We start from the raw sequence: 13,045 nt of genomic DNA, 5'->3' as shown, positions 1-13,045 counted from the left end.
CTGTTAAAACGTGCTGGCCCCCGATGAAAGGATCTGGTTCAGATCATGGGATACATCAAGTCCGCTGCCCTCGAAGACAAAGGCTTCGTCGTTCTCGACAGCTACGACCAGGAGCTCGACCCCAAGGAGTGGCTCGACATCGAGTACAACGACTGGAAGTCGTCGGGTGACACCCGCTTCGCCCCTCTCGCCAGCGCCAAGGGCGAGATCGAGTGCAACGGCTTCTGGAACCACAAGCCTCCGCGCACCGACAAGGACGGCGTCTGGATCGACTCGCAGACCGCCAAAGCCCCCAACCTCACGCGACGCGCGCAGGAGCCCGGTGCCAACGTCGGTCGCTGCCGCGTCATCGAGCTGCAGCCGACCCCGTACGGCGAGTGCCTCTACAACCTCCACCAGGACGACAACAACCGTCTGAACCCCGACGGCACCGGCTGGGTCGTGCGCGGCTTCTTCAACCTCAGCGACGACAAGGACAGCTTCTTCGTCCTCCGCGAGAACCGCACCGACCCGAGCATCGAGTACCGCATCGCTCTGCCGGCCGGAGCGCAGCTGATCGTCGACACGCAGCGTCTGTGGCACGCGGCGACCCACGTCGGCACGGAACCGCGCTACTGCCTCATCACGTCGTGGACGTCGGGCCCCGAGCTCGACGCCTACATCGAGAAGTACCACGGCACCCAGGATGTGCCGAACGTCGAGGTCCCGCAGGACGTGCTCGAGGCCGGCTACGCCGAGCAGGCACGTCGTGACGCCGCTCGTGCCGCGTACTACGCGGCCAAGGGCCAGCAGGTCAAGCAGGCGATGAGCGAGGCCTGAGCCTCATTCGATCAGGACCGGCGACGGTCCGAAGGCCCCGGTCCTCGCGACCGGGGCCTTCTTCGTGGAATCACATGCTTGTGATTTCGCCCGGTCTGGGCGAGAATATCCCCATAACCGCATATTCACGCCAGTTCTCGTTGTTTCAGGTCGTTGGGGAAGACGCACCTGATGAAACGGAGAGATCATGGCGACGGCTTACGCACGCGGAGTGGTTTTCGTCCACTCTGCACCTCGCGCGCTCTGCCCGCACCTGGAATGGGCGGTAGGACGCGCTATCGGTCGTGCGGTGAACTTCGACTGGAGCGACCAGCCGGTGCTCGACGGCGCACGCCGTGCCGAGTTCTACTGGGACGGCCCGGTCGGTACCGGTGCGGCACTTGCCACCGCGATCCGCGGCTGGGAGCACCTCCGCTTCGAGGTGACCGAGGACCCCACGCCTCGCAGCGACGGCGGACGCTGGCTGCACACCCCTGATCTCGGCATCCACTACGCCCAGACGGATGCCGCGGGCAACATCGTCATCGGCGAGGACCGCATCCGCTATGCGATGGAGATCGCGGCAGGCAGTGCGAGCGAACTGCAGCGGGAACTCGACATCGCCCTCGGCTCGGCCTGGGATGAGGAGCTCGAGCCGTTCCGTCACGCGAGCGACGACGCCAGGGTCGTCTGGCTGCACAAGGTGGGCTAGTCGACGACACCGCACAGACCTGGAGCGGGAAGGCGCGAGTATCGGATGCCGGTGAGTGATCCCGGACGCTGAGAAGGCGAATCCCTGTTCCACATGACGAGGACCCCGCCCCTGCATCAGGGACGGGGTCCTCGTCTGCGCTCAGATGACCGCCGAGTTCGGCATCTCCAGGCGCGCGGACGATCCGCCGGCCATGACGTCGTCCCACGCGAGTTGCAGTCGTCCCATCGCATCGGCCGCGCGCTCCGGCGGGAGCGTGATGGGGATTCGCAGGCGTCGCTCCAACACCCCTCCGGTCGAGAACCGCGGTCCCGGCGGCAGGACGAGCCGGTGGTCGCGTGCGGCGAGGGAGAGCGCCGTCGATATCGGCGCGCCGAGATCGAGCCAGGCGGAGAGGCCGCCGGGCGCCGGTGGCATCGACAGCCCACCGATGGATGCGAGGCCCTCCGTGACCGCTTCTCGCCCCGCCTGCAGCCTCGCCGTGACGTGAGCGGTGAGCGCGGGCATGTCCTGGAGCAGCTCGACCGCGATGCACTGCTCGAGGAGCGCGGTGCCCAGTTCGAAGGAGGGTCGGGTGGCGAGCAGCCGGGTGATGAGCGAGCGCTCGGCGCGGATCCATCCGATGCGGAGCCCGCCCCAGGCGATCTTGGACATCGACCCGACCGTGATGACCTGCGGACTGTAGGCGGCCATCGGCAGCGGCGACCATCCTCGGTCGATGTCGAGCTCGGCGGTGGTCTCGTCGACGATCACGTGCGTACCGGAGTTCCGCGCGGTCGTCGCGATGCGGGAGCGCTCGGCGTCGCTCAGAGTCGCCCCGGTCGGGTTGTGGAAATCGGGGATGAGGTATGCCACGTGCGGGCGGCTGCGCAGGAGCGTGTCGTTGATGTGGCGTTCGTCCCATCCTGTGACGTCCACCGGGGTAGGGAGCAGCCGGTACCCGTGCCGGTGCAGGGCTTCGAGAGCGTGGGGGAACGTCGGCTGCTCGACCAGGGCTCGTTCTCCTCGTCGGCCGATCGTGGCGAGGACCAGGTGGAACGCATTGAGTGCACCCGATGTGATGATGATCTCGTCGGCATCTGTCTCGACTCCGCGTTCGGTGAAGCGGCGCGCGACCGCCTCGCGAAGCTCGGGGAGTCCTCGCAGCGAATAGCCGCTCGTGCCTCGGAGCGCGGCGAGTCTGGGGAGTGACCTCACGGTGGCGTCGTACAGCCCCGGAGTCGAGTCCATCGAGGCGATGGAGAGGTCGATGGCGTCGTCGTCGTCCGAGCTCGTGGAGGCGCGTGCGGAATGCGGAAGGGTGACTCGTGTGCCGCCGCCGTGCACACGGGACACGTAGCCGTCACCTTCGAGGAGCCCGTACACGCGCGTCGTCGTCGACCGTGAGCGGCGCAACTCGAGCGCGAGGGCACGCTCGCTGGGCAGTCGCTCTCCGACGGTCAGTCGACCGTCGAGGATCAGCGCGCGGATCTGCTCGGCCAGTGAGGCGGCAGTGGCCCCGGCGACGTTCTGCGTGCCGAGCTGCTCGACCAGTCGTGATGTCATCACTCCAGCATGCCGCAAAGTGGACTCGTCACAGCAGGCCACTTTTCACCGAGTGGCCTCGGCATCACGCAGAGCAGCGGGGCCACGATGGAACAATGCACCTCCGTTCCGTCTTCCTCCCGATCACGGCCACCAGTCGACGCGACGTCGTCGAGCGCATCGTCCAGCTGCTGGCTGGTCTGTTCCTCTACGGCGTCGCCCTCGGACTGATGGTGCGTGGCGGTATCGGCGTCGCACCGTGGGACGTCCTCGCGCTCGGGATCTCGGGGCAGACGGGCATCGGGTACGGCGTCGTCACCGTGCTCGTCTCGGTGCTCGTGCTGGTGCTGTGGATCCCGCTCCGCCAGCGCGTCGGTCTCGGCACGCTGCTCAACGCTCTGCTCGTGGGTCCGAGTGCCGACCTGGCCCTCTTCGTGATCCCTGCGCCCCCGTCGATCTGGGTCGGCGCGCCGATGTTCGTGGCGGGGCTGCTTCTGCTCGCGTTCGCGACGGGCCTCTACATCGCCGCGGACTTCGGCCCAGGACCGCGGGACGGCCTCATGACCGGACTCGTGGCGCGTACGGGCCGGCCCGTCTGGCTGGTGCGCACCGTCATCGAGGGCAGCGTGCTGCTCGTCGGGTTCGTTCTCGGAGGACCCGTCGGCCTGGGAACGGTGCTCTTCGCCTTCGGAGTCGGCCCGCTCGTCGGCTGGTTCCTGCCGTGGAGTACGCGTCTGCGCGCGGCTCGTTCGAGGCAGCTCTCCCGGGCATAGGCTCTGGCAGGTCGGAAGACGAGAACGGCCCCCGGGTTCCCCCGGGGGCCGTTCTCGCGTGTCTGAGGGTCAGTCCGCGTTCGCGAAGACCACGACGGCGTTGTGCCCGCCGAAGCCGAACGAGTTGCTGATCGCATACAGCGTGCCGTCGCCGAGGGGCTGCGCCTCGCCCGAGAGCTTGAACGGCACGGCCGGGTCGGGTTCGGTCATGTTGATGGTCGGCGGAGCGACGCGGTCGCGGAGCGCGAGCAGCGAGAAGATCGCCTCGAGAGCTCCCGTGCCACCGAGCAGGTGACCGGTCGACGCCTTCGTCGCCGAGACCGGGATCTCGTCGATCCGGTCGCCGAAGACCTTCCTGAGGGCGACGTACTCGTTGGGGTCGCCGACCGGCGTCGACGTCGCGTGAGCGTTGATGTGGGCGACCTGGTCGGCGGTGATGCCGGCCTCCTCGAGTGCCTGGGTGACAGCGCGTGCCGCCCCGTTGCCCTCGGGGTCGTTGCCCGTGATGTGGTACGCGTCTGCGGTCACTCCACCGCCGAGGACGTAGCCGTAGATCTTGGCGCCGCGAGCCTTGGCGTGCTCCTCGGTCTCGAGGATCAGTGCTGCGGCACCTTCGCCCATGACGAATCCGTCGCGGTCGATCGCGCCGGGGCGGGATGCAGTGGCGGGGTCGTCGTTACGACGCGACAGAGCCTGCGCGGAGGCGAAGGAGGCCATGGTGATCGGGTGGATGGCCGATTCGGTGCCACCTGCGATCACGACGTCGGCGAGACCGTCCTGCAGATGGTGGAACGCGTGGATGATCGACTCGGTGCTGGAGGCGCACGCGCTCACGACGGTCTGGGCGTAGGCACGAGCCTGGAACTGCAGCGACAGGTTGCCGGCTGCGGCGTTCGGCATCAGCATCGGCACAGTCAGCGGCATGACGCGACGGGGGCCCTTCTCACGCAGCGTGTCCCACGCATCGAGGAGAGTCCAGAGGCCGCCGATGCCGGTGGCGAAGTCGACGCCGAGGCGCTCGGGAGCAACCTCGGGGGATCCGGCATCCGCCCAGGCCTCGCGTGCTGCGATGAGGGCGAACTGGGAGGAGGGATCGAGCCGCTTCGCCTCGTGGCGGGGCAGGACCTCTTCGGGTCGGACGATCGCCTCTGCGGCGAAGGTCACAGGCAGCTCGTACTGCTGAACCCAGTCGTGCTCGAGGGTGCGGGTCCCGGACTGCCCGGCGAGCAGGTTGGTCCAGTTGTCGGGAGCTGTCCCGCCGATGGCGGACGTGGCGCCGATGCCGGTGACGACGATGCGCTTGGTCATGTGTGGTTCCTTGTCAGGCGGGTCGAGCAGATGGCGGGCAAGGCGGAGGATGCCACGCCCCACACGCGTGGGGGTGGCATCCTGCGTGGATTACTCCTGGCCGGCGACGATGAAGTTGACGGCGTCTCCGACGGTCTTGAGGTTCTTGACCTCGTCGTCGGGGATGGTGACGCCGAACTTCTCCTCGGCGTTGACGACGATCGTCATCATCGAGATCGAGTCGATGTCGAGGTCGTCGGTGAACGACTTCTCGAGGGCGACCTCGGACGCGTTGATGCCGGTCTCGTCGGTGATCAGCTCTGCGAGGCCAGCGAGGACCTCATCGTTGGTGAAAGCCATGTGGTCTTCCTCTTTCTTACGGGTTGTATATGGGAACCGTGGAACAGTCTAGGGAAAGTCGGCGCGTTCTCAGGGGAGGACGACGACCTGAGCGGCGAACACGAGGCCCGCACCGAAGCCGATCTGCAGCGCGAGGCCACCCGAGAGCTCCGGGTGCTCGGCCATGAGGCGGTGGCTGGCGAGCGGGATCGAGGCAGCGGAGGTGTTTCCGGTGGTCTCGATGTCGCGAGCGATGACCGTGGACTCCGGCAGCTTGAGCTGCTTGGCGAACTCGTCGATGATGCGCATGTTCGCCTGGTGCGGGATGAACGCAGCGATGTCGGTCGGTTCTACGCCAGCCCGATCGAGAGCCTCGCGAGCGACCTTGGCCATCTCCCAGACGGCCCAGCGGAAGACCGTCTGGCCCTCCTGGCGCAGGGTCGGCCACGGCACTTCGCCGTCGCGGAACTCGGTGAGTGTTCCGTTCATGCCGACAGCGTCGGCCTTCGAGCCGTCGGATCCCCAGACCGCAGGGGCGATGCCCGGCGTGTCGCTCGGGCCGATGAGCGCCGCACCCGCGCCGTCGCCGAGCAGGAACGAGATGCTGCGGTCGGCGGGGTCGACGATGTCCGAGAGCTTCTCGGTGCCGATCACGAGGGCGTAGCGCGCGGCGCCGGACCGGATCAACGCATCGGCCTGGGTGACCGCATAGGCGTACCCGGCGCAGGCGGCGTTGACGTCATAGGCGGCCGCCGGGTTGGCGCCCACGCGATCGGCGACGATCGCGGAGACCGAGGGCGACTGCTTGGGGTTGCTGATGGTGGCGACGATGACGAGGTCGACCTGCTCGGCCGAGATGCCGGACTTCTCGATCGCCTCGGCGGCCGCGGTGGTGGCGAGATCGATCGCATCCGTGCTCTTGTCGGCCCGGACGCGGGTCACGATGCCGGTGCGCTGGCGGATCCACTCGTCGCTCGAGTCGATCGGGCCGATGAGGTCGTCGTTCGGTACCGCGTTCTCGCCGCGCGCGGCCCCGTAGGAGTAGATACGGGTGTACGCGGGACCGGTGACCTGGTTCAGGGTGGGGCTCATGCGGCTTCTCCGTTCAGCAGCGCGACGGCCGCATCGAGGTCATCGGGGGTCTTGACGGCGACTGTCGGCACGCCACGCAGGCCGCGCTTGGCGAGCCCGGTCAGCGCACCCGCAGGAGCGAGCTCGATCAGACCGGTGATGCCCTGATCGGCGAAGGATGCCATGCACAGGTCCCACCGCACGGGTGAGGAGACCTGGTCGACGAGGTAGGTCAGCGCCGTCGCGCCCTCGGTGACGACCGAGCCGTCGCGGTTCGTCCACAGGGTGATGTCGGGGTCGGAGGGTGTGACGGTCGACACGGCGTCGCGCAGGGCGGCGACCGCGGAACCCATGAACGAGGTGTGGAACGCGCCGGCCACCTGAAGGGGGATGACGCGGGTGCCCTTGACGGGCTCGGTGGCGAGGGCGTCGAGCCCTGCGAGCTCGCCGGCCACCACGAGCTGGCCGCCGCCGTTGTAGTTCGCGGGGGAGAGACCGAGCTCGCTCAGGCGCGTGAGGATGGCCTCCTCGTCGCCGCCGAGGACCGCACTCATGCCGGTCGGGGTCTGCGCCGCGGCATCCGCCATCGCGCGACCGCGGACGCCGACCAGTCGCATTCCGGTCTCGGCGTCGATCACGCCGCTGCCCACGAGTGCGGCGATCTCGCCGACCGAGTGCCCGGCGACACCGTCTGCACGGCGGCCCGCACGGGCTGTCAGGGCGTTCGCGGCGATGAGCGAGGCGGCGACGATCAGCGGCTGGGCGACGCGCGTGTCGCGGATCGTGTCGGCATCCGACACCGTCCCGTGCTGCTGGAGGTCGACCTCCGCGGCCTCGGAATACGCGGCGAGGGTCTCCGTCACGCCGTCCAGCTCGAGCCAGGGGGAGAGGAAACCGGGGGTCTGCGAGCCCTGTCCTGGGCATACGACGACAATCACAACCCCAGTCTGCCAACGATCTGCCCGAAGTGGTGGATGATCCATCACAAGATTGCGAAGATCCCTTGTGTGTGGCGTACAGCAGATCGGAGTCTGCTGCCCTGATCAGCGGGAGGGGCGACGCAGCGGCGGGCGACGGCGGACCTGATCGGCAGCGCCGATGGAGCCGAGGATGAGGGCAGTCTGCAGGATCAGAGCCTCGCGAGGACCCGTGGCATCCCAGCCGATGACCTCGCTGACGCGCTTCAGGCGGTAGCGGACGGTGTTGGGGTGCACGAACAGCTCGCGTGCGGTGGCCTCGAGCGACCGGCCGTTGTCGAGGTAGCTCCACAGCGTCGTGACGAGATCCGTAGAGTGCGCCTGCAGTGGGCGATAGATCCGTTCGATCAGAGTCTGCTTCGCGAGGGGATCGCCCGCGAGCGCGCGCTCGGGAAGAAGGTCGTCTGCGTCGACAGGCCGCGGAGCGCTGCGCCAGGCGCGCGCGACGGCGAAACCTGCGAGGGCAGCGCGTGCGCTCTGGCTCGCATCGACGAGCGCGGCGACGGCAGGGCCGAGGACGACGTACCCGGGACCGAACGAGGGCTCGAGTCGGGACGCGATCTCCTCGAAGCCCAGCTCTTCCTCTTCGCCTTCGGAAGGTTCCTGGCCTGCGATGCGGGCTCGACCGATGACGAGCACGAGGCGTGACCCCTGCACTCCGATGAGTACGTCCACCGCGAGCTTGCGTGCAGTGCGGCGCACGAGGTCGACGTCGAACTGCGGGGGAGTCGTGCCGACCAGCACCGCGACTTCGCCGTGGCCGTGCCAGCCGAGAGCGGCGATCCGGCTCGGCAGCTCCTCGTCGGCTTCACCCGTGAGGATCGAGTCGACCACGAGCGCTTCGAGTCGCGCATCCCACAGCCCACGGGCCTCGGCGGCGCGAGCGTAGACGTCCGCGGCGGCGAAGGCGACATCGCGCGAGTACAGCAGGATCGCTTCTCGAAGATCGTTGCCTCGACCGGCGACCCGTTCTTCCGTCACCTCGACCGTGACCCGGATGAGCTGCAGCGTCTGCTGCAGGCTGACGCTGCGCAGAAGCTCGCGTGGTGCGGCGGCGAAGATGTCGGCGGCGATCCAGGGGGTCGAGGTCGGATCCTCGTACCACTGTATGAAGGAGGTGATGCCGGCCTGCGCCACCAGCCCGACCGCAGAGCGGCGGGCTGGTGGCATGTCGGCGTACCAGGGGAGGGTGTCCTCGAGGCGCTTGATCGTCACCGAGGCGATGTCACCGGAGATCCGGCGCAGCCAGGTGAGCGTAGCGGCCTTGTCCATGCCGCGCGAAGAGGAACCCGTCACCGATGGCTCAGCTTTCGCCGCCCGCGTTGCCGCTGGTGCCGGCGTTCACGTCGTGCAGGCTGTACTTCTGGATGGCCTGTGCGGCGAGAGAACGGTCGACGACCCCGTCTTCGGCGAGCGACTGCAGCGTGCGGACGACGATCGACGGACCGTCGATCTTGAAGAAGCGACGGGCTGCTGCACGCGTGTCCGAGAATCCGAAACCATCGGCGCCCAGCGTCGCGAAACGCTGCGGGACCCAGGGACGGATCTGGTCCTGCACGGCGTGCATGAAGTCGCTGACGGCGACGACGGGACCTTCGGCACCCTGCAGCTTCTGCGTGAGGTACGCGGTGCGGGGCTCTTCCTCCGGGTGCAGGAAGTTGTGCTCGTCGGCGGCGAGGCCGTCACGGCGCAGCTCGGTCCAGGACGTGACCGACCAGACGTCGGCGATCACACCCCAGTCGTTCTTCAGCAGCTGCTGAGCCTCGAGCGCCCAGGGGAGTCCCACGCCCGATGCGAAGAGCTGGGCGCGGGGGCCCTCGCCCTCGCCGACCGAGACGCGGTGGATGCCGCGCACGATGCCGTCGACGTCCACGTTCTCCGGCTCGGCGGGCATCACCATCGGCTCGTTGTAGAGCGTGATGTAGTACATGACGTTCGGGTCCTCGTGGTCGCCGCCGTACATGCGCTCGAGACCTGAGCGCATGATGTGCGCGATCTCGTAGCCGTAGGCCGGGTCGTACGAGACCGTCGCCGGGTTGGTGGCGGCGAGCAGGTGCGAGTGACCGTCGGCGTGCTGCAGGCCCTCGCCCGTGAGGGTGGTGCGACCTGCCGTCGCGCCCATGATGAACCCTCGGGCCATCTGGTCGCCGGCGGCCCACTGGGCGTCGCCTGTGCGCTGGAATCCGAACATCGAGTAGAAGAGGTAGATCGGGATCAGCGGCTCGCCGTGCGTGGCGTAGGACGTGCCCGCCGCGGTGAACGCCGCGAGAGCGCCAGCCTCGTTGATGCCGACGTGCACGATCTGGCCCTGCGGGCTCTCCTTGTAGGCGAGGAGAAGCTCACGGTCGACCGACGTGTAGTGCTGGCCGTTCGGGTTGTAGATCTTCGCGGAAGGGAAGTACGCGTCCATTCCGAACGTGCGAGCCTCGTCGGGGATGATCGGGACGATGCGGTGGCCGAAGTCCTTCGAGCGCAGCAGGTCCTTCAGCAGACGGACGAACGCCATGGTCGTGGCGATCTCCTGCGTGCCTGAGCCCTTCTTGGGCAGCGCGTACGCGGTGTCGTCGGGAAGCGAGAGTCCGACGTGCGTGGAACGGCGCTCCGGCAGATAGCCTCCGAGAGCCTGGCGACGCTCGAGCATGTACTGGATCGTCTCGTCCTGGGGGCCCGGGTTGTAGTACGGGGGCAGGTACGGGTTCTCCTCGAGCTGCGAATCCGTGATCGGGATGTGCATCGCGTCACGGAACGTCTTGAGGTTGTCCAGCGTCATCTTCTTCATCTGGTGGGTCGCGTTGCGGCCCTCGAAGTGCGGACCGAGGCCGTAGCCCTTGACGGTCTTCGCGAGGATGACGGTGGGCTTGCCCTTGTGCTCGGTCGCGGCCTTGAACGCGGCGTAGACCTTGCGGTAGTCGTGGCCACCGCGCTTCAGGTTCCAGATGTCGTCGTCGGAGTAGTCCTTGACGAGGGCTGCGGCGCGCTCGTCGCGGCCGAAGAAGTGCTCGCGGACGTACGCACCGGACTCGGCCTTGTACGTCTGGTAGTCACCGTCGGGGGTGACGTTCATGAGGTTGAGCAGCGCGCCCTCGCTGTCGCGGGCGAGCAGGTCGTCCCATTCGCGACCCCAGACGACCTTGATGACGTTCCAGCCCGCGCCGCGGAAGAACGACTCGAGTTCCTGGACGATCTTGCCGTTGCCGCGCACGGGGCCGTCGAGGCGCTGCAGGTTGCAGTTGACGACGAATGTGAGGTTGTCGAGGCCCTCGTTGGCTGCGACCTGCAGCTGGCCGCGGCTCTCGACCTCATCCATCTCGCCGTCGCCGAGGAATGCCCAGACGTGCGACTGCGAGGTGTCCTTGATCCCGCGGTTCTCGAGGTACTTGTTCGACATCGCCTGGTAGATGGCGTTGATCGGACCGAGACCCATCGAGACCGTCGGGAACTGCCAGTACTCCGGCATCAGACGAGGGTGCGGGTACGAGGGGATGCCGTGCGGTGCGTGCGACTTCTCCTGGCGGAAGCCGTCGAGCTGGTCTTCGCTCAGTCGGCCCTCGAGGAAGGAGCGCGCGTACGTTCCGGGGGAGGCGTGGCCCTGGATGAAGATCTGGTCGGCGCCACCGGGGTTGTCCGCACCCTTGAAGAAGTGGTTGAAGCCGACCTCGTACAGCGCGGCCGACGACGCGTAGGTCGAGATGTGGCCGCCGACGCCGATGCCGGGGCGCTGGGCGCGGTGCACCGTGATCGCGGCGTTCCAGCGGATCCACGCCCGGTAGCGGCGCTCGATCTCTTCGTCACCCGGGAACTCGGGTTCGTTCTCGGCGGCGATCGTGTTGATGTAGTCGGTGGTCGGGACCATCGGCACGCCCAGGTGCAGCTCCTTCGAGCGCTTGAGCAGGCTGAGCATGATCTCGCGGCCACGACCGTGGCCCTTCGCGTCGACGAGCTCGTCGAGCGACTGCTGCCACTCGCCCGTCTCCTCCGGATCGCTGTCGAGGGGGCCCTGGGAATACGGATCCTGGTCGTGCACAGTCACGGGGGAGCCTTTCGTCAAGCTGGCAGGTCATGCCATTGAAACGGGAAGCGACGCGGGCAGCCTTGTCGGCTGTGCACAACGCGTGCCTCCCTCACCCTATCCCCCTTCCACGACATCAGCGCGCACTGCGTCGTCTGTAGACTGGGACGTACCAGGGCCTTTAGCTCAGCTGGTAGAGCGCCACGTTTACACCGTGGATGTCGTCGGTTCGATCCCGGCAGGGCCCACCTACGACGACAACGCCGACGCGCCGGCGGAGATCGCCGAGCTCTTCCTGGTAGACATCCAGCTCGCCTCCCGCATCATCCGCCGAGCGACCGGAGCCGATCGCGTCGACGTCGCACTCTCCGGGGCCGCAGGGCTGCACGTGCATGCGCACCTCGTCGCCCGGCGCCGAGACCGCGATCCTCGTCCCGACCACGGTCCCGACGAGGACCCGAGGGCGCACCGGCCGCTCGAGCCACTGCCCGAAGCGATGGCCATCGGACTGCTCGCTGCGGCCCTCGACGTCGTCGGGGCCGGGATCTCCGGCTCATAGCGAGGGGCGCACCCGGGCACTGAGCCCGGATGCGCCCGCCGCATCGCTGAGACTGCTACTGCTGGATGAAGGCGAGGATGTCGGGGTTGATCACATCGGCGTGCGTGGTCAGCATGCCGTGCGGGAAGCCCTCGTAGATCTTCAGAGTCGAGTCGCTCAGAAGCTCGGCCTGCTTCACCGATGCATCCTTGTACGGCACGACCTGGTCGTCATCGCCCTGGATGACCAGCACCGGCACCGTGATGGCCTTGAGGTCGTCGGTCTGGTCGGTCTCGGAGAAGGCCTTGATCCCCTCGTAGTGAGCGAGGGCGCTGCCCGTCATCCCCTGACGCCACCAGTTCGCCACCACGGGCTCGGAGAGTTCCACGCCCTCGCGGTTGAATCCGTAGAAGGGGCCGGAGGCGACCGCCTGGAAGAACTCCGCACGGTTCGCCGCCAGCGCCTCGCGGAAGCCGTCGAAGACCGAGATCGGCGTGCCCTCGGGGTTGGCGTCGGTCTGCACCATCAGCGGGGGCACGGATGACACGAGCACAGCCTTGGCGACTCGGCCCTGGGGCTGACCGTACTGTGCGACGTAGCGTGCGACCTGGCCGCCACCCGTCGAGTGGCCGATGTGAATCGCATTGCGGAGGTCGAGGTGCTCGACGACTGCCGAGGCATCGCTCGCGTAGTGATCCATGTCGTGCCCGGTGCCGATCTGCGACGACCGTCCGTGCCCGCGGCGGTCGCTGGCGATGACGCGGTAGCCCTTGCCGAGGAAGTACAGCATCTGGGCGTCCCAGTCATCCGACGAGAGCGGCCAGCCGTGGTGGAACATGATGGGCTGAGCCTCGGGGCTGCCCCAGTCCTTGTAGTAGATCTCTGCGCCATCATCCGTGGTCACGAACGCCATGATCAGCCTCCAGGTTTCCGTCGCCCCGAGCGATGCCGGACGACTGTCGGTCGCCCCACGTCTGCGTCGTGGGAGCGCGACCACGCTAACCCGCGCGCCGTCAT

12 protein-coding genes and 1 tRNA gene are annotated in these 13,045 nt (G+C 67.8%); 5 read left to right on the top strand and 8 right to left on the bottom strand.

Translation table 11 applies throughout. The features are described from left to right. The first annotated feature begins 45 nt into the window (after positions 1–45). Both MRBLWH13_RS07555 and MRBLWH13_RS07550 read left to right on the top strand, forming a co-directional pair. The gene (locus MRBLWH13_RS07555; protein WP_341957725.1) at positions 46–819 is read left to right on the top strand and encodes a hypothetical protein; all 774 of its coding nucleotides are present in this window, start codon (positions 46–48) and stop codon (positions 817–819) included. A gap of 187 nt (positions 820–1,006) precedes the next feature. Next, positions 1,007–1,510 carry a DUF3145 domain-containing protein gene (locus tag MRBLWH13_RS07550; protein WP_056516966.1) on the top strand — a complete coding sequence of 168 codons (504 nt, stop codon included), beginning with the start codon at positions 1,007–1,009 and terminating at the stop codon, positions 1,508–1,510. Positions 1,511–1,651: 141 nt separating this feature from the next. Here MRBLWH13_RS07550 and MRBLWH13_RS07545 read toward each other — a convergent pair whose 3' ends face one another. Beyond that, positions 1,652–3,055: a PLP-dependent aminotransferase family protein gene (locus MRBLWH13_RS07545; protein WP_341957722.1), complete on the bottom strand. Its 1,404-nt coding sequence runs from the start codon at positions 3,053–3,055 to the stop codon at positions 1,652–1,654. 95 nt (positions 3,056–3,150) lie between these two features. Here MRBLWH13_RS07545 and MRBLWH13_RS07540 point away from each other — a divergent pair, with 95 nt between their 5' ends. After that, positions 3,151–3,807, top strand: a complete 657-nt coding sequence (locus MRBLWH13_RS07540) for a hypothetical protein (RefSeq protein WP_341957720.1) — start codon at positions 3,151–3,153, stop codon at positions 3,805–3,807. 69 nt (positions 3,808–3,876) lie between these two features. Here MRBLWH13_RS07540 and MRBLWH13_RS07535 read toward each other — a convergent pair whose 3' ends face one another. The 6 genes from MRBLWH13_RS07535 to aceE all read right to left on the bottom strand — a co-directional run bounded on the left by MRBLWH13_RS07535 (position 3,877) and on the right by aceE (position 11,511). Next, entirely contained in the window at positions 3,877–5,115 is a 1,239-nt protein-coding gene (locus MRBLWH13_RS07535; protein WP_341957718.1) for a beta-ketoacyl-[acyl-carrier-protein] synthase family protein, read from the bottom strand. 90 nt (positions 5,116–5,205) lie between these two features. Further along, complete coding sequence (locus tag MRBLWH13_RS07530; protein WP_017202249.1) at positions 5,206–5,454, bottom strand: acyl carrier protein; 249 nt, start codon at positions 5,452–5,454, stop codon at positions 5,206–5,208. A gap of 69 nt (positions 5,455–5,523) precedes the next feature. Next, positions 5,524–6,525, bottom strand: a complete 1,002-nt coding sequence (locus MRBLWH13_RS07525) for a beta-ketoacyl-ACP synthase III (RefSeq protein WP_341957716.1) — start codon at positions 6,523–6,525, stop codon at positions 5,524–5,526. Continuing rightward, the gene (locus tag MRBLWH13_RS07520; RefSeq protein WP_341957713.1) at positions 6,522–7,442 is read right to left on the bottom strand and encodes an ACP S-malonyltransferase; all 921 of its coding nucleotides are present in this window, start codon (positions 7,440–7,442) and stop codon (positions 6,522–6,524) included. Before MRBLWH13_RS07520 ends, MRBLWH13_RS07525 begins: the two co-directional genes overlap by 4 nt. Before the next feature lie 105 nt (positions 7,443–7,547). After that, on the bottom strand, positions 7,548–8,753 hold the full coding sequence (locus MRBLWH13_RS07515) for a PucR family transcriptional regulator (RefSeq protein WP_056516980.1): 1,206 nt from the start codon (positions 8,751–8,753) through the stop codon (positions 7,548–7,550). A 31-nt stretch (positions 8,754–8,784) separates the two neighbouring features. After that, entirely contained in the window at positions 8,785–11,511 is a 2,727-nt protein-coding gene (aceE, locus tag MRBLWH13_RS07510) for a pyruvate dehydrogenase (acetyl-transferring), homodimeric type (RefSeq protein WP_341957711.1), read from the bottom strand. A gap of 154 nt (positions 11,512–11,665) precedes the next feature. On the opposite strand from aceE, the gene MRBLWH13_RS07505 reads away from it, so the two are divergent. Continuing rightward, positions 11,666–11,738, top strand: a tRNA-Val gene (locus MRBLWH13_RS07505). Further along, positions 11,705–12,049, top strand: coding sequence for a hypothetical protein (locus MRBLWH13_RS07500; protein ID WP_341957710.1), 345 nt, complete (start codon positions 11,705–11,707; stop codon positions 12,047–12,049). Before MRBLWH13_RS07505 ends, MRBLWH13_RS07500 begins: the two co-directional genes overlap by 34 nt. A 55-nt stretch (positions 12,050–12,104) precedes the next feature. Here the strand turns inward: MRBLWH13_RS07500 and MRBLWH13_RS07495 are convergent, their stop codons facing one another. Continuing rightward, positions 12,105–12,941: an alpha/beta hydrolase gene (locus MRBLWH13_RS07495; RefSeq protein WP_042537505.1), complete on the bottom strand. Its 837-nt coding sequence runs from the start codon at positions 12,939–12,941 to the stop codon at positions 12,105–12,107. Positions 12,942–13,045: the final 104 nt, after the last annotated feature.

It is taken from the genome of Microbacterium sp. LWH13-1.2 (assembly GCF_038397735.1).
In the GTDB taxonomy this organism is placed as follows: Bacteria; Actinomycetota; Actinomycetes; order Actinomycetales; family Microbacteriaceae; genus Microbacterium.
Note: the sequence above shows the minus strand (reverse complement) of the source record. Positions and strands in the feature narration are given on the sequence as shown.

Coding starts and splice junctions, on each gene's coding strand:
- MRBLWH13_RS07535 (WP_341957718.1), bottom strand. CDS start 5,115: ATGACCAAGCGCATCGTCGTCACCGGCATCGGCGCCACGTCCGCCATC.
- MRBLWH13_RS07515 (WP_056516980.1), bottom strand. CDS start 8,753: ATGGACAAGGCCGCTACGCTCACCTGGCTGCGCCGGATCTCCGGTGAC.
- MRBLWH13_RS07545 (WP_341957722.1), bottom strand. CDS start 3,055: ATGACATCACGACTGGTCGAGCAGCTCGGCACGCAGAACGTCGCCGGG.
- MRBLWH13_RS07530 (WP_017202249.1), bottom strand. CDS start 5,454: ATGGCTTTCACCAACGATGAGGTCCTCGCTGGCCTCGCAGAGCTGATC.
- MRBLWH13_RS07525 (WP_341957716.1), bottom strand. CDS start 6,525: ATGAGCCCCACCCTGAACCAGGTCACCGGTCCCGCGTACACCCGTATC.
- MRBLWH13_RS07550 (WP_056516966.1), top strand. CDS start 1,007: ATGGCGACGGCTTACGCACGCGGAGTGGTTTTCGTCCACTCTGCACCT.
- MRBLWH13_RS07495 (WP_042537505.1), bottom strand. CDS start 12,941: ATGGCGTTCGTGACCACGGATGATGGCGCAGAGATCTACTACAAGGAC.
- MRBLWH13_RS07540 (WP_341957720.1), top strand. CDS start 3,151: ATGCACCTCCGTTCCGTCTTCCTCCCGATCACGGCCACCAGTCGACGC.
- MRBLWH13_RS07555 (WP_341957725.1), top strand. CDS start 46: ATGGGATACATCAAGTCCGCTGCCCTCGAAGACAAAGGCTTCGTCGTT.